The sequence below is a fragment of the Streptomyces sp. NBC_01428 genome, assembly GCF_036231965.1.
Lineage (GTDB): Bacteria > Actinomycetota > Actinomycetes > Streptomycetales > Streptomycetaceae > Streptomyces.
Window position 1 is genome coordinate 6,852,508 of the sequence record NZ_CP109499.1, and the last position, 25,893, is coordinate 6,878,400.

Annotated in this window: 24 protein-coding genes; 13 read left to right on the forward strand and 11 right to left on the reverse strand. The window is 71.4% G+C overall.

The features are described 5' to 3' along the window. Nucleotides 1–2: 2 nt before the first annotated feature. Nucleotides 3–863 carry a helix-turn-helix domain-containing protein gene (locus OG406_RS29630; protein ID WP_327410064.1) on the forward strand — a complete coding sequence of 287 codons (861 nt, stop codon included), beginning with the start codon at nucleotides 3–5 and terminating at the stop codon, nucleotides 861–863. After that, nucleotides 864–1,142: a DUF397 domain-containing protein gene (locus tag OG406_RS29635; protein WP_164375459.1), complete on the forward strand. Its 279-nt coding sequence runs from the start codon at nucleotides 864–866 to the stop codon at nucleotides 1,140–1,142. Between the two features lie 142 nt (nucleotides 1,143–1,284). Here OG406_RS29635 and pdxR read toward each other — a convergent pair whose 3' ends face one another. After that, nucleotides 1,285–2,712: a MocR-like pyridoxine biosynthesis transcription factor PdxR gene (gene pdxR / locus OG406_RS29640; protein WP_329188682.1), complete on the reverse strand. Its 1,428-nt coding sequence runs from the start codon at nucleotides 2,710–2,712 to the stop codon at nucleotides 1,285–1,287. A gap of 41 nt (nucleotides 2,713–2,753) precedes the next feature. On the opposite strand from pdxR, the gene OG406_RS29645 reads away from it, so the two are divergent. After that, entirely contained in the window at nucleotides 2,754–3,332 is a 579-nt protein-coding gene (locus tag OG406_RS29645) for a carboxymuconolactone decarboxylase family protein (protein ID WP_404123390.1), read from the forward strand. Nucleotides 3,333–3,411: 79 nt separating this feature from the next. Here OG406_RS29645 and OG406_RS29650 read toward each other — a convergent pair whose 3' ends face one another. The 3 genes from OG406_RS29650 to OG406_RS29660 form a co-directional block, all read right to left on the reverse strand. After that, entirely contained in the window at nucleotides 3,412–4,905 is a 1,494-nt protein-coding gene (locus tag OG406_RS29650; RefSeq protein ID WP_329188685.1) for a glutamate synthase subunit beta, read from the reverse strand. 180 nt (nucleotides 4,906–5,085) lie between these two features. Further along, nucleotides 5,086–5,565 (reverse strand): anthrone oxygenase family protein, encoded by a 480-nt coding sequence (locus OG406_RS29655; protein ID WP_164375463.1) that lies wholly within the window; start codon nucleotides 5,563–5,565, stop codon nucleotides 5,086–5,088. A gap of 331 nt (nucleotides 5,566–5,896) precedes the next feature. Next, nucleotides 5,897–6,628, reverse strand: coding sequence for a DUF2293 domain-containing protein (locus OG406_RS29660; RefSeq protein ID WP_329188688.1), 732 nt, complete (start codon nucleotides 6,626–6,628; stop codon nucleotides 5,897–5,899). A gap of 105 nt (nucleotides 6,629–6,733) precedes the next feature. Here OG406_RS29660 and OG406_RS29665 point away from each other — a divergent pair, with 105 nt between their 5' ends. Both OG406_RS29665 and OG406_RS29670 read left to right on the forward strand, forming a co-directional pair. Further along, on the forward strand, nucleotides 6,734–7,375 hold the full coding sequence (locus tag OG406_RS29665; RefSeq protein ID WP_329188690.1) for a uridine kinase: 642 nt from the start codon (nucleotides 6,734–6,736) through the stop codon (nucleotides 7,373–7,375). Between the two features lie 180 nt (nucleotides 7,376–7,555). Beyond that, the gene (locus OG406_RS29670) at nucleotides 7,556–7,984 is read left to right on the forward strand and encodes a CBS domain-containing protein (RefSeq protein WP_081223814.1); all 429 of its coding nucleotides are present in this window, start codon (nucleotides 7,556–7,558) and stop codon (nucleotides 7,982–7,984) included. 72 nt (nucleotides 7,985–8,056) lie between these two features. On the opposite strand, the gene OG406_RS29675 is transcribed toward OG406_RS29670, so the two are convergent. After that, complete coding sequence (locus OG406_RS29675; RefSeq protein WP_267050487.1) at nucleotides 8,057–9,184, reverse strand: magnesium and cobalt transport protein CorA; 1,128 nt, start codon at nucleotides 9,182–9,184, stop codon at nucleotides 8,057–8,059. A 183-nt stretch (nucleotides 9,185–9,367) separates the two neighbouring features. Between OG406_RS29675 and OG406_RS29680 the strand changes: the two genes are divergently transcribed. Continuing rightward, a complete protein-coding gene (locus OG406_RS29680; protein WP_329188693.1) occupies nucleotides 9,368–10,162 on the forward strand; it encodes a methyltransferase domain-containing protein in 795 nt (264 codons plus the stop codon). Between the two features lie 147 nt (nucleotides 10,163–10,309). Here the strand turns inward: OG406_RS29680 and OG406_RS29685 are convergent, their stop codons facing one another. The 3 genes from OG406_RS29685 to fdhA all read right to left on the reverse strand — a co-directional run bounded on the left by OG406_RS29685 (nucleotide 10,310) and on the right by fdhA (nucleotide 13,619). Then, nucleotides 10,310–11,248, reverse strand: a complete 939-nt coding sequence (locus OG406_RS29685; RefSeq protein ID WP_329188695.1) for a carbohydrate kinase family protein — start codon at nucleotides 11,246–11,248, stop codon at nucleotides 10,310–10,312. Nucleotides 11,249–11,289: 41 nt separating this feature from the next. Then, nucleotides 11,290–12,195, reverse strand: coding sequence for a pseudouridine-5'-phosphate glycosidase (locus tag OG406_RS29690; RefSeq protein ID WP_266849194.1), 906 nt, complete (start codon nucleotides 12,193–12,195; stop codon nucleotides 11,290–11,292). 191 nt (nucleotides 12,196–12,386) lie between these two features. Then, entirely contained in the window at nucleotides 12,387–13,619 is a 1,233-nt protein-coding gene (fdhA, locus tag OG406_RS29695) for a formaldehyde dehydrogenase, glutathione-independent (protein ID WP_164375469.1), read from the reverse strand. A gap of 213 nt (nucleotides 13,620–13,832) precedes the next feature. Between fdhA and OG406_RS29700 the strand changes: the two genes are divergently transcribed. Further along, the gene (locus tag OG406_RS29700; RefSeq protein WP_081223809.1) at nucleotides 13,833–14,195 is read left to right on the forward strand and encodes a cupin domain-containing protein; all 363 of its coding nucleotides are present in this window, start codon (nucleotides 13,833–13,835) and stop codon (nucleotides 14,193–14,195) included. A 61-nt stretch (nucleotides 14,196–14,256) separates the two neighbouring features. Here the strand turns inward: OG406_RS29700 and OG406_RS29705 are convergent, their stop codons facing one another. After that, a complete protein-coding gene (locus tag OG406_RS29705) occupies nucleotides 14,257–14,811 on the reverse strand; it encodes a methylated-DNA--[protein]-cysteine S-methyltransferase (RefSeq protein WP_326843424.1) in 555 nt (184 codons plus the stop codon). A gap of 98 nt (nucleotides 14,812–14,909) precedes the next feature. Next, the gene (locus OG406_RS29710; protein ID WP_267050484.1) at nucleotides 14,910–15,803 is read right to left on the reverse strand and encodes a glycerophosphodiester phosphodiesterase; all 894 of its coding nucleotides are present in this window, start codon (nucleotides 15,801–15,803) and stop codon (nucleotides 14,910–14,912) included. A gap of 276 nt (nucleotides 15,804–16,079) precedes the next feature. Here OG406_RS29710 and OG406_RS29715 point away from each other — a divergent pair, with 276 nt between their 5' ends. The 6 genes from OG406_RS29715 to OG406_RS29740 all read left to right on the forward strand — a co-directional run bounded on the left by OG406_RS29715 (nucleotide 16,080) and on the right by OG406_RS29740 (nucleotide 24,522). After that, nucleotides 16,080–16,949: an MHYT domain-containing protein gene (locus OG406_RS29715; RefSeq protein ID WP_329188699.1), complete on the forward strand. Its 870-nt coding sequence runs from the start codon at nucleotides 16,080–16,082 to the stop codon at nucleotides 16,947–16,949. 40 nt (nucleotides 16,950–16,989) lie between these two features. Next, nucleotides 16,990–19,122 (forward strand): excinuclease ABC subunit UvrB, encoded by a 2,133-nt coding sequence (uvrB, locus tag OG406_RS29720; RefSeq protein ID WP_164375473.1) that lies wholly within the window; start codon nucleotides 16,990–16,992, stop codon nucleotides 19,120–19,122. 160 nt (nucleotides 19,123–19,282) lie between these two features. Next, nucleotides 19,283–19,861, forward strand: coding sequence for a TerD family protein (locus OG406_RS29725; protein ID WP_081223804.1), 579 nt, complete (start codon nucleotides 19,283–19,285; stop codon nucleotides 19,859–19,861). A 44-nt stretch (nucleotides 19,862–19,905) separates the two neighbouring features. Then, nucleotides 19,906–21,933, forward strand: a complete 2,028-nt coding sequence (locus OG406_RS29730) for a TerD family protein (RefSeq protein ID WP_329188702.1) — start codon at nucleotides 19,906–19,908, stop codon at nucleotides 21,931–21,933. Nucleotides 21,934–22,229: 296 nt separating this feature from the next. Continuing rightward, nucleotides 22,230–23,216, forward strand: a complete 987-nt coding sequence (locus OG406_RS29735) for a TerC/Alx family metal homeostasis membrane protein (RefSeq protein ID WP_326843426.1) — start codon at nucleotides 22,230–22,232, stop codon at nucleotides 23,214–23,216. A gap of 205 nt (nucleotides 23,217–23,421) precedes the next feature. After that, nucleotides 23,422–24,522: a calcium:proton antiporter gene (locus OG406_RS29740; protein ID WP_164375475.1), complete on the forward strand. Its 1,101-nt coding sequence runs from the start codon at nucleotides 23,422–23,424 to the stop codon at nucleotides 24,520–24,522. Between the two features lie 16 nt (nucleotides 24,523–24,538). On the opposite strand, the gene OG406_RS29745 is transcribed toward OG406_RS29740, so the two are convergent. Then, on the reverse strand, nucleotides 24,539–25,840 hold the full coding sequence (locus tag OG406_RS29745) for an MFS transporter (RefSeq protein WP_329188705.1): 1,302 nt from the start codon (nucleotides 25,838–25,840) through the stop codon (nucleotides 24,539–24,541). Nucleotides 25,841–25,893 lie beyond the last annotated feature (53 nt).

A 25,893-nucleotide genomic window follows, 5' to 3' on the forward strand; every position in this document is an offset into this window, starting at 1 on the left:
ACGTGAGCGAACCGCGGTCCGCGCCGACGGTCGGCCAGGTCGTCCTCGGTCGGCGACTGCTGGACCTGCGGGAACGCGCGGGTCTCAAGCGTGAGCAGGCCGCACGCATCCTGCGTGTCGCCCCGGCCACGGTCCGCCGGATGGAGATGGCGGAGGTCTCCCTCAAAATTCCGTACCTCCAGCTGCTGCTGAAGTCGTACGGCGTCAGCGACGAGGAGGCGGAGGCCTTCGTCCAACTGGCGGAGGACGCCAACAAGCCCGGCTGGTGGCAGCGGTTCCACGACATCCTGCCGGACTGGTTCTCCATGCACGTCAGCCTGGAGGGCGCGGCGGCCCTTCTGCGGTCCTACGAACCGCACTTCGTGCCCGGCCTGATGCAGACCGAGGACTACGCCCGCGGCGTCATGAAGGCGGGTGCCATCGGGCAGACCCGCCCCGAGGACATCGAGCGCCATGTGGCCCTGCGCATGCAGCGCCAGGACCTCCTCGTCCGGGAGGACGCGCCCCGGATCTGGGCCGTGATGGACGAGACGGCGCTGCTCCGCCCCATCGGCGGCCCCGAGGTCATGCGGGCGCAGATCGACAAGCTGCTGGAGGTCACGGAGCTGCCCAACGTGACGTTGCAGGTGATGCCGTTCTCCAACGGCCCGCATCCCGGCACGTACGGGCCGTTCGTGCTGTTCCGGTTCGCCATGCCGGAACTCCCGGACATGGTCTACAGCGAGTACCTGACCGGCGCCGTCTACCTGGACGCGCGTTCCGAGGTGGCGACCCACCTGGAGGTCATGGACCGCATGGCGGCGCAGGCCGCCACGGCACATCGCACGAAGGAGATCCTCCGGGACCTCCGCAAGGAGCTGTGAATGGAACGCCTCAAGCCGGAACGCCTGCACACGCGGACAGGCCAGTCGCGCATCTACAACGGAATGCCCGCCCGCGAACTGGGCAGCGAGGGCTGGCACAAGCCGTGGAGCGGCGGCAACGGCGGGAACTGCCTGGAGGCGATGAAGCTCGCCGACGGGCGGATCGCCGTGCGTCAGTCGGCGGACCCGGACGGTCCCGCCCTCATCTACACGCCGGGTGAGATGACCGCGTTCATCCAGGGCGCGAAGGCCGGAGAGGCGGACTTCCTTCTCTCCTGAACGACTTGGGTTCTCTTTTCTCCGAACTTCCTGAATGTGATGCCGACATGATCCGTCACCGAGACGCGGACACCTGGAGACTCCGCGACGCACGCAGTCCGTAGCAGCAGGAGCCGCGCGCCCGCCCGTATCGCGGGCGCGCTCACCCCGGCGGCAGCGCGCCGCACAACGCCTCCAGTGCCGCCCCGTAAGCGTGTTCCGCGGGGGTCGCGTACCCCACCACCAGCCCGTCCGGCGCGGACGTCACCGCCTCCGGGTGCCGGAATCCGGCGAGCCCGTCGAGCGCGACTCCCCTCCGTGCCGCCTCCCGCACCGTCGGTCCCTCCGTTCCCGGCGGCAGCCGCAGCACCGCGTGCAGGCCCGCCGCGATTCCCGTGACCGCGACGTGCGGAGCCCGCTCGGCGAGCGCGGCGACGAGCCGGTCGCGCCGCCCCCGGTACCGCTGCCGCATCCGCCGCACATGCCGGTCGTAGGAACCCGAGTCGATGAAGTCGGCGAGGGCCAGCTGTTCCAACGCGCTCGCCCACGCCTCCCGTTCCCCCTTGACGTCCAGTACGGCGTCCACGTACCGCTCCGGCAGGACCATCCAGCCGAGCCGCAGCGCCGGCGACAGGCTCTTGCTGACCGAGCCGATGTGCACGACCCGCTCCGCGTCCAGCCCCTGCAGCGCGCCCACCGGCCGGCGGTCGTAGCGGAACTCCCCGTCGTAGTCGTCCTCCAGGATCACCCCGTCCCGCGCCCGGGCCCAGTCGATCACCGCCGCGCGGCGTTCGGCGTGCAGCGGTCCGCCCGTCGGGAACTGGTGCGCGGGCGTGAGCAGCACCGCCCGCTCCCGGCCCAACGCGCCCACCTGGGCGCCGTCCTCGTCCAGCGGCAGCGGGACGGTCCGCACGGAAGCGGCGGCCAGCAGCTCACGGTGGAAGCCCAGGCCGTACGACTCGACGGCCAGCGGGCCCCGCAGGACCTGGGGGAGGAGCAGCCGCAGGGCGTGCGCGAACCCCGAGCAGATCACGATCCGTCCGGGCTCCGCACGCACCCCACGCGCGCGTGCCAGGTACTCGGCGAGCGCCTCCCGCAACTCGATCCGTCCGGCCGGATCGCCGGGCCCGAAGGCCTCGTTGGACGCCTGTTGCAGTGCCCGGCGGTAGGACGCCAGCCAGGCGGCACGCGGGAACGACGACACGTCCGGGGTGCCCTGCCGCAGGTCGTGCCGGGGTCCCCGCGCACGGGACGCGGCCTTCTCCGGTACGGGCACCGGTGCGTCCCGGCGCCGTCCGCCGGGCGGGGGAGTGACACCGGCGGCGACCCGGGTGCCCGAGCCCTGCCGGGCGGTCAGCCAGCCCTCGGCGACGAGTTCGGCGTACGCGTCGGCGACCGTGTTGCGCGCGACCCCGAGGTCCGCGGCGAGCGAGCGGTACGGCGGCAGCCGGGTGTCCGGCGCGAGCCGCCCGCTGCGCACGGCCTCGCGCAGCGCCCGGGTCAGCGCGGCCCTGCGCCCGCCGGGGCCCGACAGTTCGAGATGCAGGTCGGCGCCGATCCGTTCCGCGGAATTGACCCACGAATCCGTCATGGAAATGCACCCTACCGCCGGTCTTTCCGCCCCGTAGATTCATGGTCATGACGACGAACACGAACACCGCGGCGACGACCGGCACGACCACCACGGGGGCCACCACCACGGGGGCCACCACCACGGGGGCCGTCACCCCGGCCGGGACCGGCGGGGACGCCGGCGGCGGGACCGGGCGGATCGACTTCGCCAAGGCCGCGCCGAAGGTCTTCCGCGCCCTCGTCGGCTTCGACGCGGCGGCCCGGGAGGGCCTCGACCCGGCGCTCGTCGAGCTGATCCAGATCCGTGCCTCACACCTCAACCACTGCGCGTACTGCCTCCACATGCACACCAACGACGCCCGCAAGGCAGGGGAGAGCGAGGACCGGCTGCACATGGTCGCCGTATGGCGCGAGGCCCGTCACTTCTTCACGCCGAAGGAACAGGCCGCGCTCGCCCTGACGGAGGCCGTGACGCGTGTCGCCGACGCGGGCGTGCCCGACGACGTCTACGCCGAGGCCGCCGCCCACTTCGACGACGCCGAACTCGGCCACGTCCTCGCCCTGATCCTCACCATCAACACCTGGAACCGGGTCGCCCTGTCGACGGCCAAGGTGGCCGGAACCGACGAACGCCGCTGAGGCGCGGCATGGTCGTGGTGACGGCCGTGGCCGCGCGGCACCGCCGCGGCCGCACACCGAGGAGCCACGCATCCGCCGCTCACGCGGTCATCGGGCGGTCGTACGGGCCGATCGGAGCCGGCAGGCGCAGGTGGTCCGACCCACTCAGCACACGGTCCACGGCCGCGGCGACCGCCCTGCCCTCGGCGATCGCCCACACGACGAGGGACTGGCCGCGTGCCGCGTCACCGGCGGCGTACACACCCGGGACGTTCGTGGCGAAGTCGGGGCCCCGCGCGATCGTGCCGCGCGGCTCGAGTGCCAGGCCCAACTGGTCGATCAGGCCGTCGTGCCGGTCGGGTCCGGAGAAACCGAGCGCGAGCAGGACGAGGTCGGCGGGCAGCACCCGGTCGGAACCGGGGACCGGCCGGCGCCGCGCGTCGACCTCGACGAGGTGCAGCGACCGCACCCGGCCGCTCTCGTCCCCGGTGAAGCGGAGCGTGGACGCCGCGAAGAGCCGCGCGTCCGCGTGCGCGGTGGGCGCCGTCCCCAGTGCGCCGGCCTCCTCGTGCGCACCGGACAGCCGGTAGATCTTCGGATACGTCGGCCACGGCTCGACGTCCTCGTCGCGCGCGACCTCCGGCTGCGCGTAGATGTCGAGCTGTGTCACCGAGGCGGCTCCCTCGCGCACCGCCGTCCCCAGACAGTCCGCCCCGGTGTCACCGCCCCCCACGATCACCACGTGCCGGCCCGCCGCCGACAGCGGGGAGACCTCCAGATCCCCCTCGCACACCCGGTCGGCCAGCGGCAGATACTCCATCGCCTGATGGATGCCGGACAACTCCCGCCCCGGTACGTCGAGATCACGCCAGGCGGTGGCGCCCGTCGCCAGGATCACGGCGTCGTAGCGGGACACGAGGTCGCGGGCCCCGAGATCGGTGCCGATGACGGTCGACGTCCGGAACTTGGTCCCCTCCGCCCGCATCTGGGCCAGTCTCCGGTTCAGCTGCCGCTTCTCCATCTTGAACGCGGGGATCCCGTACCGCAGCAGTCCGCCGACCCGGTCCGATCCCTCGTACACGGCGACGGTGTGCCCGGCCCGCGTCAGCTGCTGCGCGGCGGCGAGACCGGTGGGCCCCGAACCGACGATCGCCACGGTCCTGCCCGAGAGGCGGTCCGGCGGCCGCGGCGGGGTGAGCCCGTCCTCCCAGGCGCGGTCGGCGATGGCGACCTCGACGTTCTTGATGGTCACCGCGGGCTGGTTGATCGCCAGGACGCAGCCCGCCTCGCACGGCGCGGGGCACAACCGCCCGGTGAACTCGGGGAAGTTGTTCGTGGCGTGCAGGCGATCGCTCGCCGCCCGCCAGTCGTCGCGGGAGACGAGGTCGTTCCACTCGGGGATCAGATTGCCCAGCGGGCACGCTTCGTGGCAGAAGGGGACACCGCAGTCCATGCACCGGTCGGCCTGCCGGCTGACGATCGGCAGCAGGGCCCCGGGGACGTACACCTCGTTCCAGTCCCGCACACGCTCTTCCACGGGCCGGCGCGGGTACTCCTCGCGCGGTGTGGTCATGAACCCCTTGGGATCGGCCATGGCCGTCTCCGTCACGTACGCGGACCGGTGCGGGACCGCACGACCGCAGGGCGTCATCGGCCACGGAAACGGGCGGCACTCCTTTCCCACCACGGTACGTCGCCTCCGCACACCCCGCCGCCCCACTCGGGCGCGGGGACATCGGACGGCTGCCGTGGGGACGGGACCGCGACGGCCGGTTCAGGTGAGGGCGAGGGTGTAGGCCACCGCCGCGGCCGCCGAGGCGATCGTGCGTATGTGGTTCCACATCGTCCACTCGCGCACATAGGTGGGCCACAGCGCTGTCGCCTCGGGCGTCCCGGGGTCCAGCTTCATCAGCGCCTCGTTGCGCGGGACGTTCGCCGCGATCGTCACCCCGAACGACCCGAACAGGTACAGCGCGCTGCCGAGCAGCAACTCCACCGTCGCCCCGCCCGGCCACACCACGAACGTCACCACGGCGAGCACCGCGCACAGCACCGCCGTACCGGCGAACACGAACATGAACGGCGGCCGCACCGCCGCGACGTTGATCGCCTGCATCGCGGCGACCCCCTGCGCGGGAGGCAGCTGGGCGAGCGCCCGCATCACGAACGTGGAGAACCCGCAGAACACCCCCGCCACGAGTCCGCAGCCGAGCACCCCCAGCAGCGTCAGCACGAAATACGGTCCGTCGATCATGTCCACTCCCCGTCACCCGCCACTCGTCGAACCCCCGTCACCAGTCACCAGTCACCCGTCAGCAGTCACGGTCACCCGTCCCCCGTAACCGCCGACACGGTCACGTCACCGCCGCGTCCGCGTCGACGCCGCGCCACAGCTGCGGCGCGCCCGGCCCGCCGCCGAACAGCCGTCGAGACGGCCGAGGTCGAGCCAGTGATCCTGCACAGCGTGGGCCCACATCACAAGTGAAATCCGCCCGGACGACCACGCCCATGGCCGAGTCCCGCACACCCATGCGCGAGCCTCCAGCACCTCCGCGCCGCACCCCGCACCCCCGTTGTCCGAGCCCTCACTCCGCCCCTTCTCCCACGCCCTCCGGCTCCTCGCCGCGCCACTCCCGAAGCCTCGCGTCCACGACGGAGGCGATCCGGCGACGCGCCTCGTACCGCGGCACCCCGTCCATCAGCAGTTCGTCGTACGGGGTCTCCGTGTGCCGGACGGCCGCGCGGACCGCCGCGGTCACCGCCGCCTCGGACAGCGCGCGGCCCGCCGAGCTGCGCCCGACCCGCCCGCTTCCCCGCACCGAGGCGTGCGCGGCGATCGCGTGGGCCCGGTCGGCGGGACAGCCCGGAAACAACCTGCCTGTCTCCCGTGCGAACGCGTCCGTGAACCGCACGTCCTCCGCCTGCCGGCGTCGCGCGTCCCGGGCCCGGCGCCGCCGTCGCGCCTCGGCGTCCGCCAGGCACCGCTGCTCGGCACGGGCGAGCGCCGCCTCCTCGACCAGCAGGCCCTGCCGCTCGTACCGGCCCCGCCGCCGGTGGAACCGCACCACCACGGCACTCAGACCGCTGTCCTCCCTCGATCTGCGTGTCAGCGCGGTGTCACCCCGCGGTAGGAACACCAGGTGACCGAGATCCGCACAGTCCAGACAGCGCGGCGCGCCCTCCTCGAGGACCAGCAGCGCGAGCGGGCCGCTCCGGCACTCGGCACAGTGCCGCTTTCCGAGCGGCTGGACGACGAGCAGGGCACTGGCGAGAAGCGCACCCCTGCTCCGGTGCGGGGGTGTGGCGAACCGTGCCATGTGGAGATCCTTCCCCGCCCCCGACCGCCGTCCACGCGGCGGATCAGGCGGATCAGGTGGTTCGGGTGGCTCCTCCCGTCCGCCCTCCCCGGCGGCCGATGCATCATGGGCCCTGTGCGACTCGAAGCGATCACCTGGGAACGACTCGGCGACCTCCTCGCCGACCGGCTGCTCGACCTGAAACCGGCCGACGGCGGTCCCTGGCCCCGCGTCGCCTTCGACGGAGCCCCGGCCGCCCTCCCCGGTGACCTCGCCCAACGCGTCTCCGAGGCGCTGCGCGTCCGCGGTCGTCCGTCGCTCGTCGTCGGCACCGAGGGCTTCCTGCGGCCCGGCTCGCTCCGGTTCGAATACGGGCACCAGGACGTCGACGCCTACTACGACGGCTGGTTCGACACCCGCGCCCTGTGGCGCGAGGTCTTCGGCCCCCTCGAAACCGGGGGCGACGGCCGGGTCCTGCCCGACCTCTGGGACCCTGCCACCGACCGCGCGACCCGCAGCGCGTACGTCCAACTCCCGCCCGGTGGAATCCTGTTGCTGCACGGCCCCCTCCTCCTGCGCCACTGGTTCCCGTTCGACCTCAGCGTGCACGTCCTCCTCTCCCCGGGAGCCCTTCACCGCCGTACCCCCGAGACGGAGCACTGGACCCTGCCCGCCTTCGCGCGGTACGAGGACGAGGTCGATCCGGCCGGCACGGCCGACGTCCTGGTCCGTGCCGACGATCCCCGCCACCCGGCGTGGAACGGCTGACCCGGCCGGGCATGAACCGCTGGGCGGAGTCCGCCGCACCGGCCCCACCCCCGCGGCCCGCACGGCCGAGGCGAGCCGATCTCCAGGTGCGTAGCCCCTGAAGCGCGGCGAGAATATAGGGCGCCGGGACTAGCGGTGTGTTCGGCGCCGCGCCGGCCGTCCGGCACCGGGAGGTACTCCATGACCACCGCCGGAGACATCATGCACCGTGGTGCCCAGTGGATCCCCGCTCACGAGACCCTGGACCGCGCCGCCCAGCTCATGCGAGAGCTGAACGTGGGGGCGCTGCCCATCAGCGACGAGAACGAACGCCTCTGCGGCATCCTCACGGACCGCGACATCGTCGTCGGCTGTGTGGCCATGGGCCACGACCCGGCGCGGGTGACCGCGGGCGACATGGCCCACGGCACACCCCGCTGGATCGAGTCCGACGCCGACGTCGGCGAAGTGCTCACGGAGATGAAGGGCAATCAGATCCGGCGGCTTCCCGTGATCGAGAACAAGCGGCTCGTCGGCATGATCAGCGAGGCCGACCTCGCCCAGCATCTCAGCGACGAACAACTGGCCGCGTGGGTGGAGAGCGTCTACGCGAGGAGTGCGACGGGCTGAGCCGTCCCCGCGTACGTCCGTCCTCCGCGGCGCGCACTCTCGTCCGGCCGGCCGTGCCGGGCGAGAGGTGTGTCAGAGCCAGCCATTGCGCCGGAAGCCCCGGTAGAGGACGAGACAGGCGACGGATATGACGCCGATGACGATGGGATAGCCGAACCTCCAGTGCAGCTCGGGCATGTTGTCGAAGTTCATGCCGTACACCCCGCAGACCATCGTCGGCACGGCGATGACCGCGGCCCACGCCGTGATCTTCCGCATGTCCTCGTTCTGCGCGACCGTCACCTGTGCCAGGTGGGCCTGCAGGATCGAGTTGAGCAGTTCGTCGAAGGCGGCTATCTGTTCGGTGGCCCGCAGCAGATGGTCCGAGACATCCCGGAAGTACGCCTGTATCTCCGGGTCGACCACGCGGATCGGCCGGGTCGCCAGCTCCTGGACCGGGCGGGCGAGCGGCACCGCGGCCCGCTTCAGTTCGAGCAGTTCACGCTTGAGCTGGTAGATGCGGCCCGCGTCCGTGCGGGCGCCGTTCTCGGCGAACACGTCGGCCTCGACCTGGTCGATGTCCGCCTGGACCGAGTCGGTGACGCTCACGTAGTCGTCGACGACGTGGTCCGCTATCGCGTGCAGGACGGCGGCCGGCCCCTTCGACAACTGCGCCGGATCCGACTCCAGTTCCTCCCGCAGCGGGCCCAGTGAGCCGTGCCGGCCGTGGCGCACGGTGATGACGAAGTCCGGCCCGACGAACACCATGATCTCGCCGGTGTCCACCACCTCACTCGTCGCCGTCAGCTCGGTGTGCTCCACGTAGCAGACCGTCTTGAACACGGCGAACAGCGTGTCGCCGTACCGCTCCAGCTTCGGACGCTGGTGGGCCTCCACCGCGTCCTCGACGGCCAGCGGGTGCAGGTCGAAGAGGTCGGCGATGCCCGCGAACTCCTGCTCCGTCGGCTCGTGCAGTCCGAGCCAGACGAATCCCTCGTCCCGCTTGCGGATCCGCTCCAGGGTGTCGACCAGGTCCCGCCCCTCCGGGACCCGGGCGCCTCCCTGGTAGGCCACGCAGTTCACCACCGCGGAGCCCAGCGGTGACCGGGCGTGGTGACTGAGGTCGACACGGGGCCGCCGCCGCGTCAGCCGCGCCACCTTGCGGAGGCCGCCGACGGCACTCAGCGCCGTCACCCTCCGCAAATTCCCTGCCATGGACATGGGATCTCCTCGTGGAACTCCTCGGGCCGCGATCTGCGCCTGGCGAGCCAGTCTGCCAGTCCCGCTCCGCCACCGGAAAAGGCTGTGGGAATGGAGGATTCCGTTCCGCCGTGCGGGGTGGCCGACCCCTCCGCCCGGCGGGATGGACGGCCCGACAAGCCGGTCAACTGGGAGGATCCCCCCATGACGCGAACCGACGGGTATCTCCTCGACAACCAGCAGGACGAGGCGGGACAGCGCTTCCAGGCCTTCGCCACCCTCTTCGACCCCACGACGTTCCGGCACATGGAGCGCTTCGGCATCGGATCCGGCTGGCGCTGCTGGGAGGTCGGGGCGGGCGGCACGTCCGTGGTGTCCTGGCTCGCCAAGAAGGTCGGGCCCACCGGCAAGGTCGTCGCGACCGACATCGACACCTCGTGGGCGGCCTCGGCGGCCCGTCCCCCGGTCCAGGTCCGCGTCCACGACGTGGGTACCGAGGAGCCGCCCGGCGAAGGTTTCGACCTTGTGCACGCCCGGCTCGTGCTGGTCCATGTGCCGGACCGGGAGCGGGCGTTGCGGTCGATGATCAAGGCCCTGCGGCCCGGTGGCCGACTCCTCGTCGAGGACGCCGACCCGGCGCTCCAGCCCCTCCTCTGCCCCGACGAGCACGGCCCCGAGCAGCAGCTCGCGAACCGGCTGCGCCAGGGGTTCCGCAAGCTCCTCGCCGACCGGGGCGCCGACCTCTCCTACGGCCGCAAACTCCCGCGCCTGCTGCGTGAGGCGGGGCTGCGCGGCGTCGAGGCCGACGCGTACTTCCCCGTCGCCTCTCCCGCCTGCACCGTCCTGGAAGCGGCGACGGTCCGTCAGATCCGCGACCAGCTCGTCACGGCGGGCCTCGCGACCCAGGACGAGATCGACCAGCACCTGGCGAACGTCGCCGCCGGCTCGATGGACCTGGCGACGGCACCCATGATCTCGGCCTGGGGGCGCAAGGGCTGAACGGCCGCCGGCGCCGGGCAGCGACTGCCGCGGTGGTCCGTCCCGATGGCGCCGTCCAGCGACAACGGAGACAGCCGTGACGACCCGTCCCTGCGGGAAGGCGATCCGTGGGGCCGCCCTGTCGTCCGAGGCGTTGACGGCCGCACGTCAACAGTGCGCCGGTGGCCTCCCTCCGACCCGTTCCACCGCCTTCGCTCCCGCCGCGCACCCGGCGACCGCGGCGGACTCCGGCGCGGTTCCCGCGAGCAGTGCGGCGAGGAACGCGCCGGTGAAGGCGTCACCGGCGCCCGTCGTGTCCCGGGGCGTCGCCGACCGTGCCGGGACACGTGCCCGGACGGTCCCGGACCGGGCCACCAGGGCACCGGCACCGCCCTGCTTGACGACGACCAGCGGGAACTGACGGCTCAACTTGGCCGCCGCGTCCGCCGGATCGGGCAGCCCCGTCAGCAGACAGGCCTCGTCCCGGCTGGGCAGCAGCACGTCCGCCCCCGCCGCCAGTTCCAGGAAGCGGTCCACACCCAACGCGGTGAGGAAGCCGGCCGACGCGGGGTCGACGCTCACCGGCACACCGGCCGAGCGGGCCGACTCCAGCACCACCGACACCAGCGCCCTGCTCGGCTCGGAGAAGAACAGATATCCCGACAGATGCAGCCGCCCGACCCCGGCGAGCAGTGCCGGCGACCAGTCCTCCGGAGCGAGCCGCAGCGACGCCCCGCTGTCCGTGAGGAACGTACGCTCCGCCGACGCGCCGGAGTCCACGAGACAGACGACCGTCCCCGTCGGCGCCTCCGGGTCCGTGACCAGGAGCGGCCGCACGCCGCTCGCCAACAGCTCACGCCCGTGCCACTCCGCCGCGTCGGCACCGACCCGGCCGAGCAGCCGTACGTCCGCACAGCCCTCGAACGCGGCCCAGCACGCGACGTTGGCGCCCGCACCGCCCGGCACGGTGCGGATGGCGGCGACCGTGTCCGTGCCGGACGCGAGCGGTCCGCGATGCCGCGCCACGACATCGGTGACCACGTCCCCGACGACGAGCAGGGCGCCGCCATCGGGACGCGAACCCTGGCCGGGTTCCGCGCTGTCCACACCCGCCGGAGGGCGTTCGTGAGCGTCCCGGCCCGCGCCGCTCACGCGCTCGCCCAGGCCGCCGCGATCCGTCCCGCGAGGCGGACGTTGCCCCGGACCGCCGCCAGATTGGCGCTGAGTGAGGCGCCGTCGGTGTGCCGGACCAGATAGCCGAGCAGGAACGGCGTCACCGCCTGCCCGGTGATCCCCTCCGCCTCGCACGCCAGCAACGCGTCGGCGAGCACCCGCGCGTGCAGGGACGGATCGAGCTGCTCCTCCCGCGGAACGGGGTTCGCCACGATCAGCGACGACTCGGGGGAGTCCAGCGCGTCCTGGGCGCGCATCACCTCCGCCACCTGCTCCGGGGACTCCAGCGTCCAGTCGACGGGGTGTCCCGAGTCGGACAGGTAGAAGCCCGGGAACCGGTCCGTGCCGTACCCGGCGACCGCCACGCCCAGCGTCTCCAGACGTTGCAGCGTCGCCGGCACGTCCAGGATCGACTTGACGCCCGCGCACACCACCGTGATCCGGGTGCGTGCCAGCAGCCCCAGATCGGCGGACTCGTCCTGGGTCACCGTCCATTCACGGTGCACACCGCCGAGCCCGCCCGTCGCGAACACCCGTACCCCGGCGCGCGCCGCGAGCAGGGCCGTCGCGGACACCGTCGTCGCCCCGCTCGCCCCCGAGGCAACGGCGAGCGGCAGATCACGGTGGCCCAGCTTGCGGATGCCGTCCTCGTTCGCGACCCGCTCCACCTGCTCCTTGTCCAGGCCGACATGGGGCCGGCCGTCGAGCACGGCGATCGTCGCGGGTACGGCGCCCTGCTCCCGGACGACATCCTCCAGTTCGAGGGCGACCTGCAGATTGCGCGGACGGGGCAGCCCGTGCGCGATGATCGTCGACTCCAGGGCCACCACCGGCCGGCGCGCGTCGAGCGCCTCCCGCACCTCTTCGGACACCACGATCACGCGTCTGTCTCCTGTCGGTCGAGGTTCCCCGTCCCTGGATCTCTGGCGGGCGACGCGTCCTCCCAAACCACCAGGACCCGCGGTGTACGACACCCGGGCGGGCGCCGAGGGCGGACACCGGCTCCGCCGACGGGAGCAGGACAGGGGGAGGGGGTGCTCCCACGCGGGGGAGCACCCCCTCCCCGACGAGATCAGACGGGCCGTACGCCCGCGAGTGCCCCATGGGGATCGATGACGTACTTGCGGCCGGCGCCCTGGTCGAACTCCGCGTAGCCGCGCGGTGCGTCGTCCAGGCTGATCACGGTCGCGTTGACCGCCTTGGCGATGTGTACGCGCTCGTGCAGGATCGCCTTCATCAGCCCCCGGTGGTACCGCATCACCGGGCACTGACCTGTAGTGAACCGGTGGCTCTTGGCCCAGCCCAGACCCAGGCGCACCTTCAGCGTCCCGGTCCGCGCGTCCTGGTCGATCCCTCCCGGGTCGTCCGTCACATAGAGACCCGGAATGCCCAGGGACCCGCCCGCGCGCGTGACGCCCATCAGCGAGTTGAGGACGGTCGCGGGCGCCTCCTCGGCGTCCCTGCCGTGTCCCCGCGCCTCGAAGCCCACCGCGTCGACCGCCGCGTCGACCTCGGGTTCACCCAGGATCTGCGCGATCTGGTCCTCCACACCGCCCTGCGACACGTCGACGGTCTCGCAGCCGAAACTCCGCGCCTGGGCGAGGCGCTCGGCGTTGAGGTCCCCGACGATGACGACCGCGGCGCCCAGCAGCTGCGCCGACGCCGCCGCGGCCAGTCCCACCGGGCCCGCGCCGGCGACGTACACCGTCGAACCCACTCCGGCGCCCGCGGTGACCGCACCGTGGAACCCGGTCGGGAAGATGTCCGACAGCATCGTCAGGTCCAGGAGCTTCTCGAGGGCCTGCTCGCGATCGGGGAACTTCAGCAGGTTGAAGTCCGCGTACGGGACCATGGCGTACTCGGCCTGGCCGCCGACCCAGCCGCCCATGTCGACGTAGCCGTAGGCCGCCCCGGGTCGCGCCGGGTTGACGTTCAGACAGATGCCGGTGTTGCGCTCCTTGCAGTTGCGGCACCGGCCGCAGGCGATGTTGAACGGCACCGAGACGATGTCCCCGACCTCGATGAACTCGACGTCCGGGCCGCGCTCCACCACCTCTCCGGTGATCTCGTGTCCGAGGACCAGTCCTTCCGGTGCGGTCGTACGGCCGCGCACCATGTGCTGGTCACTGCCGCAGATGTTGCTGGCGAGCACCTTGAGAACGACTCCATGCCGGCACATGCGGCCGACGTTGTCGGCAGCCACCCCCGGCCCGTCCTGCAGTTCAAGCGTCGGATGGTCGATGGTCCTGACCTCGACCGCACCCGGCTTGAGATACGCGACTGCCCTGTTTCCGCTTCCGCTCATGCCTGTTCGCCGTCCCTTCGGCTCCGTGACGTCGGACGCCAGCGGCTGTGCGCAGGGCGGAGTCTGCTACCGGGCGGGCCTCCCGGCCACCCCGCGCGTCGGGACTTTCTCGAACGGCAGCGTGACCACCCATGGGCGGGGGAGACCCTCCTCGTCCCGGCGAGGCGACCCTCCTCGTTCCGGCGCGCGGGCGTGCCCTTAGGGTGTGCGCTCATGACCACGAACTCCCAGGCCACCCCGTCCTTCGCCGTCCACATTCCCGACGCCGAACTGGAGACCGAGCCGCTGGACCCGGCCCAGATCGTCTCCGGCGAGCCCGTCGTGACGGGCAAGGTGCTGTGGGAGTCCGCCGACGGCAAGCAGCTGCGCGGCATCTGGCAGATCACGCCGGGCGTGGTGACCGACACCGAGGCGAACGAGCTGTTCGTCGTCGTCAGCGGGCGCGCCACCATCGAGGTCGAGGGCGGTGACGTCATCGAGGTGGGACCCGGCGACGCGGCGGTGCTGCGCGAGGGCGACCGCACGACGTGGACCGTCCACGAGACGCTCCGCAAGGCGTACCACATCAGCCTCTGAGCACCGGAACAGCGGAGAGGATGACGCCGGCCTCAGCAGGGGGACAACGGCGACGGCGGCGTCAGAACAGCGGCTCGGGGAGGACCCCCTCCAGGGCCAGCAATTTCCGCTTGGTCTCCAGACCGCCCCCGAACCCGCCGATCCCGCCATCGCGCTCGACGACGCGGTGACAGGGCACCACGACCGGCAGCGGGTTCGAGCCCATCGCCACCCCGACGGCCTGCGCCGCGCCCGGCTGGCCGACCCGGCCGGCCAGGTCGCCGTACCCGACGACGGAACCGAACGGAACGCCCGAGTTCAGCTCGCGCAGCACCTGGCGGTTGAACCCGGAGATCAAGGACCAGTCGAGCGCCAGGTCGAAGTCGCGGCGTGTTCCGGCGAAGTACGCCTCGACCTGGCGTATCGCCTCGGCGAGCAGCGGGGAGTCCGGTGCCTCGACGGGCGCGCTGCCCAGACGGGACGCGAGCCGGTCGAGCGCCTTGTCCCGAACCGCGTCCGAGGCGTGGAAGACGACGTTCACCAGGCCGTCGCGGGTCGCCGCGAGGAGCAGCGGGCCGATGTCCGTGGCGACGACCGCCCACACGACCTGCTGCCCGTCGGGCCCATGGCTGTTCATGCGCTCCACGGTACGGCCGGCCACTGACAACGCCCGTGGCGGAGCCGGAGGTACCGGTCCACGCCACGGGCGTCGTGCCCTGGGGCCCGCCGCTCCGATCAGCCTCGGGCGTGCGGCCGTCGCGGTACGTCCAGGGTTCTGCTCACCACGTCGGGCACGTTCGTGATGACGCCGTCCACCCCGAAGCCCGCCACGCGGCGGGCGGCGGCCGCGTCGTCCACGGTCCAGGCGAACACCTTCATCCGGCCGTGCGGCCCGTGCAGCGCGTGGACCGCGGAGACGTAGTCGGCCGAGAGCGAGGTGTGGTCCGGGTTGATCTGGTCGGCGAACCGGGCGTACCGGGGCAGGTTCGCGACCGCCGGTGTGCCCAGGAGCGCCGTCGTGATGCCCGGTCGCAGGTCGTGCACGATCCGCACGCTGTCGGCGCTGAAGCTCTGCACGATCAGACGGTCCCTCAGGTGCACCGGGTCGAGCCAGCCCTCGTTGCTCAGGAGCTTGAGGGTCTGCCGCTCGATGCCCGGATACAGCTCGGGGTTCTTGATCTCCAGGACGAGCTTCTGGTGGTTGTGCGAGACACGCTCCATGTACTCCTTCAGCGTCGGCACCCGCACGCCCGCGTACCGGGCGCCGAACCAGCTCCCGGCGTCCAGGCGGGCGATCTCCGCCGCGGTGAAGTCCTTGACCTTCCAGGGGGCGCGGTCGGGGTAGACCTCCTCCACATCGGTCGTACGGGCCAGTGAGTCGTCGTGCAGGACGACCAGTTGCCCGTCCTTCGTGCGCTGGACGTCGTTCTCGACCCAGTCGAATCCCAGCTCGGCGGCGTGGTCGATGGCGGCCAGGGTGTTCTCGGGCGCGTAGGCGGAGGCGCCCCGGTGGGCGACGACCAGCGGGGTCGTGGTCCGGTCGCCGGCCTTGGCGTGCGGGCTGGGCAGTATCAGAACGGCTCCCCCGAGAAGCGCGGCGGTCGTGGCGGCGGCAACGCGCGCAAGCATGCGTACTCCTTGCTTCGAGAGATAACGGACAGCAACAGAGTGACAGCAGAGAGTCAACGAATGTGGTTAGCGAGATGGCCGTGAATTGAATGGAGTTGCCCAAGTCCGCTCACTTGCGCCGCACAGGTGGGGGGAGGTCGTGTTTCTTTGCCGGAAAATCGTTCGACCATTCCGGTGGGGGTCATACTCTCTGCCTCAGCCCGGTCCGCTCCCGCGGTCCCGAGGGTGGGGGCGTTTCGGAGAGTTCACAGAGCGACAGCGGAAGGGCAGCCGCGCATGCAGGGCACGGTCGACGGCTTCAGTTACGGACTCGTCACACCGCTGGTGGCGTACTTCATGGCCTGCCTGGGCGGGGCACTGGGACTGCGCTGCACCACCCGGTCGATACTCGTCGCCGGTCCGTGGCGGGCCGGCTGGCTCGCACTCGGCTCGGTCGCGATCGCATCCGGCATATGGACGATGCACTTCATCGCGATGATGGGGTTCACGGTCGACGAGACCCCCGTCCACTACGACCGGCCGACGACCTTCGCGAGTCTGGGCGTCGCGATCGTGATGGTCGGCATCGGGATCTTCATCGTCGGCTACCAGGGCGCCACCGGGACGGCCCTCTTCACCGGCGGGACCATCACCGGTCTCGGCGTCGCCTCCATGCACTACCTGGGCATGGCCGGGATGCGGCTCAACGGGAACCTCGAATACAACACGTTCACCGTGTCCGCCTCGGTCGTCATCGCCGTGGTGGCCGCGACCGCGGCCCTCTGGGCGGCCGGACAGGTGCGCGGATTCCTGTGGAGCGTGGGAGCGAGCCTCGTCATGGGACTCGCCGTCAGCGGGATGCACTACACGGGAATGGCCGCCCTCAGCGTCCACCTGCACGGCTCGGCGGGCGCCAGCCCCGCCGGGGACTCGGCGGCCTCCCTGCTCGCGCCCATGATGATCGGCCCCCTGGCCTTCCTCTGCCTGGCCGGCGTCGTCGTCCTGTTCGACCCGCTCATGGTCATGGGCAGGGCCGACTGGACCCCCGCGGAGCGCCGGCGACCCGGCATCCCGGCCCACCCGGTCACCGCACGCCCCGCCCGCAGGACGGCCGTCCGCTCCGGACCGGACCGCGGACGCCGCTCCGGAGCCCCGCAGAGCCGCTGATCCGACCCGGTTGTCAGTGCGGGGTCGTACGGTGGATTGCATGCGGCCCGTATCCAAGATCGAACGTTCGGTGGCGCCCTTCGAGGTCGTCAGCTCCTTCCAGCCCGGCGGTGACCAGCCCACGGCCATCGCCGACCTGGAGAAGCGCATCACCGCAGGTGAGAAAGATGTCGTGCTCCTGGGCGCGACCGGCACCGGCAAGTCCGCCACCACCGCGTGGATGATCGAGAAGCTCCAGCGCCCCACGCTCGTCATGGCCCCGAACAAAACCCTGGCCGCCCAGCTGGCCAACGAGTTCCGCGAGCTGCTGCCGAACAACGCCGTCGAGTACTTCGTCTCGTACTACGACTACTACCAGCCCGAGGCCTACGTCCCGCAGTCGGACACCTACATCGAGAAGGACTCCTCGATCAACGAGGAGGTGGAGCGGCTGCGCCACTCCGCGACCAACTCGCTGCTGACCCGCCGCGACGTCGTCGTGGTCGCCTCGGTCTCCTGCATCTACGGCCTCGGCACGCCGCAGGAGTACGTGGACCGCATGGTCAACCTCAAGGTGGGCGACGAGATCGACCGCGACGACCTGCTGCGCCGCTTCGTCGACATCCAGTACACGCGCAACGACGTGGCGTTCGCCCGCGGCACCTTCCGCGTCCGCGGCGACACCATCGAGATCTTCCCGGTCTACGAGGAGCTCGCCGTCCGCATCGAGATGTTCGGCGACGAGATCGAGGCCCTCTCCACGCTCCACCCGCTCACCGGCGAGGTCATCAGCGACGACGAGCAGGTCTACGTCTTCCCCGCCTCGCACTACGTGGCCGGACCCGAGCGCATGGAGCGCGCGGTGAACGACATCGAGAAGGAGCTGGAGCAGCGCCTCGCCGAGCTGGACAAGCAGGGCAAGCTCCTGGAGGCCCAGCGCCTGCGCATGCGGACGACGTACGACATCGAGATGCTCCGCCAGATCGGCTCCTGCTCCGGCGTGGAGAACTACTCGATGCACTTCGACGGCCGCGAGCCCGGCTCCCCGCCTAACACCCTCATCGACTACTTCCCGGACGACTTCCTGCTCGTCATCGACGAGTCGCACGTCACGGTCCCGCAGATCGGCGCGATGTACGAGGGCGACGCCTCCCGCAAGCGCACCCTCGTCGACCACGGCTTCCGGCTGCCCTCCGCCCTGGACAACCGCCCGCTGAAGTGGGAGGAGTTCCAGAAGCGCATCGGCCAGACCGTCTACCTCTCGGCGACCCCCGGACAGTACGAGCTGTCCCGCTCGGACGGCCACGTCGAGCAGATCATCCGCCCCACCGGCCTCATCGACCCCGAGGTCGTCGTGAAGTCCACCGAGGGCCAGATCGACGACCTGGTGCACGAGATCCGCAAGCGGACCGAGAAGGACGAGCGCGTCCTGGTCACCACGCTCACCAAGAAGATGGCCGAGGACCTCACCGACTACTTCCTCGAACTGGGCATCCAGGTCCGCTATCTGCACAGCGACGTCGACACCCTGCGCCGCGTCGAGCTGCTGCGCGAGCTGCGCGCGGGCGAGTTCGACGTCCTGGTCGGCATCAACCTCCTGCGTGAGGGACTCGACCTTCCCGAGGTCTCCCTGGTGGCGATCCTCGACGCCGACAAGGAGGGCTTCCTGCGCTCCGGGACCTCACTGATCCAGACCATCGGCCGAGCGGCGCGCAACGTGTCCGGTCAGGTCCACATGTACGCGGACAAGATCACCCCGGCGATGGCGAAGGCCATCGACGAGACCAACCGGCGCCGCGAGAAGCAGACCGCGTACAACAAGGAGAGGGGCATCGACCCGCAGCCCCTCCGCAAGAAGATCAACGACATCGTGGCGCAGATCGCCCGCGAGGACGTCGACACCGAGCAGCTCCTCGGCTCCGGGTACCGCAAGTCGAAGGACGGCAAGGGCGCCAAGGCCCCCGTGCCCGCGCTCGGCGGCAAGGCCGGCAAGGCGGCCAAGTCCGCGAAGAACGCGGACACCGTGCCCACCGACCGCCCGGCGGCCGAACTGGCCGGGCAGATCGAGGAGCTGACGGAGCGCATGCGCGCGGCCGCCGCCGACCTCCACTTCGAGATCGCGGCCCGTCTGCGCGACGAGGTCTCCGAGATGAAGAAGGAACTGCGACAGATGAGGGAGGCGGGCATGGCCTGACGGCCACGCCGACGGCGCCGGACCTCGGCGGATGCGCTCTGTGTTGCAAGACCGACACAAAGTACGTCCCGGGGTTCGGCGCCGTCACCGCCGCTGCGTAGGGTGCTGCTCATCCGCGGAGTCCGCGGCAACAGGGGACAGTTCGAGAGGGGAACAGCGCGTGACGGTCAACATGACCAAGGGTCAGGCCATCAGTCTGCAGAAGAACGACGGGGGCACGCTGACCGCGGTCCGCATGGGTCTCGGCTGGCAGGCGGCTCCCCGGCGCGGCCTGTTCGGCTCGCGCACCCGGGAGATCGACCTGGACGCCTCCGCCGTGCTGTTCGCGGACAAGCAGCCCGTCGACGTGGTGTTCTTCCGGCACCTCGTCAGCGACGACGGCTCGGTCCGGCACACCGGTGACAACCTGGTCGGCGGCGTCGGCCAGGGCGGCGACGACGAGGCCATCCTCGTCGACCTGCAGCGCATCCCGGTCCACATCGACCAGATCATCTTCACCGTGAACTCCTTCACGGGCCAGACCTTCCAGGAAGTGCAGAACGCGTTCTGCCGTCTCGTCGACGAGACCAACGGCCAGGAGCTCGCCCGCTACACCCTCGCGGGCGGCGGCCAGTACACCGCGCAGATCATGGCGAAGGTGCACCGCGCGGGCAGCGGCTGGCAGATGACGGCGCTCGGCACGCCGGCCAACGGCCGCACGTTCCAGGACCTGATGCCGGCGATACTGCCGCACCTGTAGGCCGGTCGGCACGCCACGCACGAAGCGACATAGGGGGACAGGCGATGACGGCCGAGCTGGTCCGGGGGCAGAACCATCCGCTCTCCCAGGTCCGACTCGAGGTCCGGGTCTCGGCCGGGAAACCGGTCGTGGCGGGGGCCACGCTCAGTGACGAGCAGGGCAGGGTCCGCGGTGTCGAGTGGGTGGCCCATCCGGGCGCGCCCACCCTGCCCGGGCTCGAGGTCTCCCAGCAGGCGGCGGCCGACCACCGTCTCGCCTTCGACCTGGACGCCCTGCCGCCGGCCGTGCACCGGGTCAGCGTGCTGCTCGCGCTGCCCACGGCGACCGGCGGCCCCGTCCGGTTCGGGGCCGTCGCCGCCCCCTTCGTCGCGGTCACCGGTCTCGACGGCGCCGAGATCGCCAGCTTCACCCTCACGGGCCTCGACGCCGAATCAGCCGTCGTGGCCCTGGAGCTCTATCGCAGACAGGACGCCTGGAAGGTCCGCGCGGTCGGCCAGGGGTACGCGGGCGGCCTCGCCGAACTGCTCGGCGACCAGGGCCTTCCCGAGGCCCGGCAACTCGCCGGGACCATCAACGAAGCGGTGGCCCAGGGCGTCGCCCGTTCGGTCGCGGCACCCCCGCCCCGCACACCCGACGGCGACCGTTCCCGGCAGGCGGCCACCTCGGCCCCGAGCCCCGACCAGCCACGCACGGGTCCTGGAGCGCAGGGCGCGCCCGGCGGCACGACTTCGCCCCAGTCCCCGTACGACCTCGCCGGCCCCGGGAGCGCCACCCCGGCCCCGACGGGATATCCGGGCGGCTCCGCGCAGCCCGACCCCTCCGCCGTCACCCAGCCGTCCTCGCCGGCCGGCGGCCCGATCGACTACAGCCACCCCGGCCGCCGGACCTCCGCTCCGCCACCGCCCCCGCCGACCGCGCCGCCCGCCGAGCCGGGCCGGCCGGCCCAACCCGTCGCGGGTGACGCGACCGGCTGGTCCATGGACGAGCGCCTGTACAACCAGGTGTGGGGCATGTTCGAGGACCTGGCGCGGGCCGTCGCCGCGTACCGCAGTGCTGTGGACTTCGCCGACTCGCGCATGGAGAAGGAGCTCGACCACGCCCTGTCCGACCCGCGCAGCCGGATCGGCGGCCAGGGTGACGCCGCCCGCGAGGCCGCCCGCGCCAAGCACGCGGATCTCGTCGACCAGGCCCGCGTGGCCCTGGACCGGGACCTCGCCCAGCTGACCGCGGAGGCGGAGGTCGTGGAGCCCGCGCTGCCCACGGCCTACGCGAGCTGGGACAACCCGGTCTGGCACGGCTACCGGCCGCCCATGGAGATCCCGATGGCGGTCCGCCTCGGTGACCTCTCCCTGCCCGAGAGCGGCACCCTGAGCATTCCGATGCTGATGCGGCTGCCGCTGGAGCGCGGACTCTGGATCGACAGCGGTCGCGCCGCGCTCGACGGCACGCTCGCCGACTCCGACCAACTGCGCCGCCTCGCCATGGACACGGCGGTGGCGCACGCGGCCCGGCTGCTCGCGGTCTATCCCGCGAGCGAGTTCACGGTTCATGTCATCGACGCGGCCGGCGCAGGAGCGTCCTCGCTCGCCCCGCTCGTTCGGTCCGGGGTGCTCGCGGGTCCACCGGCGGTCGGTGCCGCAGGCGTCACGGACGTACTGGCCCGGCTCACCCAGCGCGTCGACCTGGTCCAGATGGCGTTGCGCGGGGGAGCGGCCGACTCGCTGCCGCCGGGCCTCGACACCGCCGAGCAATTGCTGATCGTCAACGACTTCCCGCACGGCTTCGACGACCGCGCTGTGACCCAGCTCCGCTACCTGGCGGACGAGGGCCCGTCCGTGGGCGTCCATCTGATGATGGTGGCCGACCGGGAGGACGCGGCCGCCTACGGGCCGCTGCTCGACCCGTTGTGGCGGGCGCTGCTGCGGATCACCCCGGTGCCGGACGACCATCTCGCCGACCCCTGGGTCGGGCACGCGTGGACGTTCGAGCCCTCACTGATGCCCGCCGGCAGCCAGGTGCTGGAGCGCGTCCTCGCGCAGGTGGCCTCGGCCCGCCGCCCCTGGGACCGCTGACCCGCATCACCCCTCCAAAGCCTTTTACCAAGCATCAGTAAAGGTCTCTGACCTGCACACTTGGTCTTTCTTTTACTCAGCCCTTTACCTTTCCTTGGTGATTCGGGTACTGTCTTTCCATACGGAGGGGAGTACTCCCTACCTGCTGCGGCGTACCCGTCAATACGGATCAGGCCAGATCCCGGGGCGTCGGCCCGCAGGCTCCGGGCGCACCCAGCGTCCCGGCGGCCTCGGGTGGAAGAGACCTCCGGTAGCGACGACGCTGAAATCTGCCGTTACGTACTGCCGGAGGCGCAGTGAATGTTTCCCTGACCCTGTGGGTCCTGACCATCGTCGGGCTTGCCGCACTCATCGCGGTCGACTTCTTCATCGGTCGAAAGCCGCACGACGTATCGATCAAGGAAGCCGGTATCTGGACGGTCGTCTGGATCGCCCTCGCCGGGCTGTTCGGACTCGGCCTGCTCCTTTTCTCCGGAGGCCAGCCCGCCGGAGAGTTCTTCGCCGGCTTCATCACCGAGAAGTCGCTGAGCGTCGACAACCTCTTCGTCTTCGTCCTGATCATGGCCAAGTTCGCCGTGCCCTCGAAGTACCAGCAGCGGGTGCTCCTCGTCGGTGTCCTCATAGCCCTGGTCCTGCGCACGATCTTCATCGCCGCGGGCGCCGCGATCATCGCCAACTTCGCGTGGGTCTTCTACATCTTCGGTGCCTTCCTCATCTACACCGCCTGGAAGCTGATCCAGGAGGCGAGGGCGGACGAGGAGGACGAGGAGTTCGAGGAGAACAAGCTGCTCAAGGCGGCCGAGCGCCGCTTCGGTGTCGCCGACCGCTACCACGGCACCAAGCTGTGGATCCGGGAGAACGGCAAGCGTGTCATGACGCCGATGCTGGTCGTCATGCTGGCGATCGGCACCACCGACGTCCTCTTCGCGCTCGACTCGATCCCCGCGATCTTCGGCCTGACCCAGGACCCGTACATCGTCTTCACGGCCAACGCGTTCGCGCTGATGGGTCTGCGGCAGCTGTACTTCCTCATCGGCGGCCTGCTCAAGAAGCTGGTCCACCTGAGCTACGGCCTGTCGGTCATCCTCGGATTCATCGGCATCAAGCTGGTCCTGCACGCGCTGCACGAGTCCGGCGTCCATGTCCCCGAGATCTCCATCCCGGTCTCCCTCGGCGTGATCTGCGCCGTCCTCGTGGTCACCACGATCACCAGCCTGATCGCGACCAAGAAGCAGGCGCGCGAGGAGGCCGAGCAGACGGAGAAGGACAGCATCGACGTCTGACCCGGCCGACCGACCGACCGCAGGAACCACCAGATCGGGAGCGGTACACCGTGAACTGCCGTCCATCGTCCCCGGCGTCCGCCACCCGGATACCGAGCACCTCCTTCCCGGAGGTGTCCGGCCCGGGCGGCGGGGCCCGCCGGACCGGGCCCGAGCGGCATGTCGCCGGAGTGCGGGGCACGCTTCCGACTGGGACGATCGCGGCATGATCGTTCGGCTCCGGTCACTTCTCACGCAGTGGACCGCCGTGGTGCCCGTCGCCGCGGTGGTGTTGCTGGCCCTCACATGGGGCCGCGACCTGCCCGCCGCGGTCGTGGCGCTGGTGACGCTGGTCCTCGCCGGCGCCGTGCTCGCCGCGGTGCACCACGCAGAGGTGGTCGCGCACCGGGTGGGGGAACCCTTCGGATCCCTCGTCCTCGCCGTCGCGGTCACGATCATCGAAGTCGCCCTGATCGTGACCCTGATGGCGGACGGCGGGGACAAGAGCTCGACACTGGCCCGCGACACGGTGTTCGCCGCCGTGATGATCACGTGCAACGGCATCGTCGGCGTGTGCCTGCTCGTCGCCTCACTCCGTCACGGACTGGCCGTGTTCAACGCGGAGGGCACTGGAGCCGCCCTCGCGACCGTCGCCACGCTGGCCACGCTCAGCCTGGTCTTCCCGACCTTCACCACCAGCAAGCACGGGCCCGAGTTCTCCACGGCACAACTCACCTTCGCCGCGGTCGCCTCCCTGGTCCTGTACGGCCTGTTCGTGGCCACCCAGACCGTCCGGCACCGCGACTACTTCCTGCCGATCACCCGGCAGGGCCAGGTCATCGACGCGGACGACCATGCCGACGCCCCCACCGCCCGTATGACCCGCATCAGCCTGGGGCTCCTCGGCCTCGCCCTCGTCGGCGTGGTCGGCCTCGCCAAGGGCGTGTCGCCGACCATCGAGTCCGGGGTCGAGGCGGCCGGCATGCCGCACTCCGTGGTCGGTGTGATCATCGCGCTGCTCGTGCTGCTCCCCGAGACGATCGCCGCCCTGCGGGCCGCCCGCCGGGACCGGGTGCAGACGAGCCTCAACCTCGCCCTCGGCTCGGCCATGGCCAGCATCGGCCTGACCATCCCGGCCGTCGCCCTCGCGTCCGTCTGGCTCTCGGGACCGCTCGTCCTCGGGCTCGGCCCCACCGAGATGGTGCTGCTGACGCTGACGGTGGTGGTGAGTTCCCTGACCGTCGTCCCTGGACGGGCCACCCCACTCCAGGGCGGCGTCCATCTCGTGATCTTCGCCGCCTATCTGGAACTCGCCATCAACCCCTGATGCCCCTGACCGGCCTTCACTCGGCCGCGCGTACGACGCGCAGACGGGGCACCGGCCGGGTCTCCGGCAGGAGGGCGAAACAGCCGAGGCTCAGCAGCGCGACCGCCGTCAGATAGCCGGCCACCCCCCACGGAACGCGCTCCCCGCTCGCCACCGCCGTCGCCACGACCGGAGTGAGCGCGCCCCCGAGGACGCCCCCCAGGTTGTAGCCGACGGCCGCGCCCGTGCAGCGCACCCGGGGCTCGTACAGCTCCGGGAGGTACGCGGCGATCACCGCGAACACCGCGACGAACGCCAGGAGCGCCACCAGGAATCCGATGAACATCAGCAGGGGCTCGCCCGTCGACAGCAGCCCGATCATCGGGAACATCCACACAGCGGCGCCCGCGCAGCCCGCCAGGCACAGCGGCCGCCGACCGTAGCGGTCGCCCAGCAGGGCCACCAGGGGCGTCAGCGATCCCTGCACCACCACGGCGGCCATGACACACGTGAGCATGACCGTCCGGCTCACCCCGAGCCGGTCGACGCCGTACGCGAGTGCCCAGGTCGTCACGGTGTAGAACACGGCGTACCCGACCGCGAGACCGCCGGCCGTGAGCAGGACGAGCCGCCAGTGGTCGCGCACCACCTCGACGAGCGGCACGCGCGCGTGGTCCCCCACCTCCAGGAACCGCGGGCTCTCCGTGAGCGAGGAACGCAGCCACAGCCCGGCGAGGGCGAGGACCCCGGCGGCCCAGAACGGCACCCGCCAGCCCCAGGCCGCGAACTGCGCGTCGGAGAGCGTCGCGGACAGCAGCAGCATCACCCCGTTGGCGAGCAGGAACCCGACCGACGGACCGATCTGCGGGAAGCTCGACCACAGTCCGCGCCGCTCCGCCGGTGCGTGTTCGGCCGTCAGCAGCACGGCCCCGCCCCACTCCCCGCCGAGCCCGAGTCCCTGGAGGAACCGCAGCACCAGCAGCAGAACCGGGGCCGCCACCCCGATCCGGTCGTACGCCGGGACGCAACCGACCGCGACGGTCGCCGCGCCGGTCAGCAGCAGGGAGGCGACCAGCACGGGCCGCCGCCCGCGCCGGTCCCCGATGTGCCCGAAGAGCATGGAGCCCAGGGGCCGGGAGACGAACCCGACGGCGAACGTCCCGAAGGCCGCCAACGTCCCCGCCAGGGGCGAGAACGTCGGGAAGAACAGCGGCCCGAGCACCAGCGCGGCGGCGGTCCCGTAGACGAAGAAGTCGTAGAACTCGACGGCGGTCCCGGCGAGCGAGGCGGCCGCGAGCCGCAGCATGGAGGGAGCCCTTACGGAGCGTACGTCGTGCATGCCGCCTCAACTACCCACAGTGACGGCGGGTTACGGGGGCGTGCGGGAGTGCG

Bases quoted from the DNA above. Each gene is read 5' to 3' on its own strand.
- OG406_RS29635 (WP_164375459.1), top strand. From the start codon at position 864: ATGGAACGCCTCAAGCCGGAACGCCTGCACACGCGGACAGGCCAGTCG.
- pdxR (WP_329188682.1), bottom strand. From the start codon at position 2,712: ATGACGGATTCGTGGGTCAATTCCGCGGAACGGATCGGCGCCGACCTG.
- OG406_RS29645 (WP_404123390.1), top strand. From the start codon at position 2,754: ATGGTCATGACGACGAACACGAACACCGCGGCGACGACCGGCACGACC.
- OG406_RS29650 (WP_329188685.1), bottom strand. From the start codon at position 4,905: ATGGCCGATCCCAAGGGGTTCATGACCACACCGCGCGAGGAGTACCCG.
- OG406_RS29655 (WP_164375463.1), bottom strand. From the start codon at position 5,565: ATGATCGACGGACCGTATTTCGTGCTGACGCTGCTGGGGGTGCTCGGC.
- OG406_RS29660 (WP_329188688.1), bottom strand. From the start codon at position 6,628: ATGGCACGGTTCGCCACACCCCCGCACCGGAGCAGGGGTGCGCTTCTC.
- OG406_RS29665 (WP_329188690.1), top strand. From the start codon at position 6,734: ATGGGCCCTGTGCGACTCGAAGCGATCACCTGGGAACGACTCGGCGAC.
- OG406_RS29670 (WP_081223814.1), top strand. From the start codon at position 7,556: ATGACCACCGCCGGAGACATCATGCACCGTGGTGCCCAGTGGATCCCC.
- OG406_RS29675 (WP_267050487.1), bottom strand. From the start codon at position 9,184: ATGTCCATGGCAGGGAATTTGCGGAGGGTGACGGCGCTGAGTGCCGTC.
- OG406_RS29680 (WP_329188693.1), top strand. From the start codon at position 9,368: ATGACGCGAACCGACGGGTATCTCCTCGACAACCAGCAGGACGAGGCG.
- fdhA (WP_164375469.1), bottom strand. From the start codon at position 13,619: ATGAGCGGAAGCGGAAACAGGGCAGTCGCGTATCTCAAGCCGGGTGCG.
- OG406_RS29700 (WP_081223809.1), top strand. From the start codon at position 13,833: ATGACCACGAACTCCCAGGCCACCCCGTCCTTCGCCGTCCACATTCCC.
- OG406_RS29705 (WP_326843424.1), bottom strand. From the start codon at position 14,811: ATGAACAGCCATGGGCCCGACGGGCAGCAGGTCGTGTGGGCGGTCGTC.
- OG406_RS29710 (WP_267050484.1), bottom strand. From the start codon at position 15,803: ATGCTTGCGCGCGTTGCCGCCGCCACGACCGCCGCGCTTCTCGGGGGA.
- OG406_RS29715 (WP_329188699.1), top strand. From the start codon at position 16,080: ATGCAGGGCACGGTCGACGGCTTCAGTTACGGACTCGTCACACCGCTG.
- uvrB (WP_164375473.1), top strand. From the start codon at position 16,990: ATGCGGCCCGTATCCAAGATCGAACGTTCGGTGGCGCCCTTCGAGGTC.
- OG406_RS29730 (WP_329188702.1), top strand. From the start codon at position 19,906: ATGACGGCCGAGCTGGTCCGGGGGCAGAACCATCCGCTCTCCCAGGTC.
- OG406_RS29740 (WP_164375475.1), top strand. From the start codon at position 23,422: ATGATCGTTCGGCTCCGGTCACTTCTCACGCAGTGGACCGCCGTGGTG.
- OG406_RS29745 (WP_329188705.1), bottom strand. From the start codon at position 25,840: ATGCACGACGTACGCTCCGTAAGGGCTCCCTCCATGCTGCGGCTCGCG.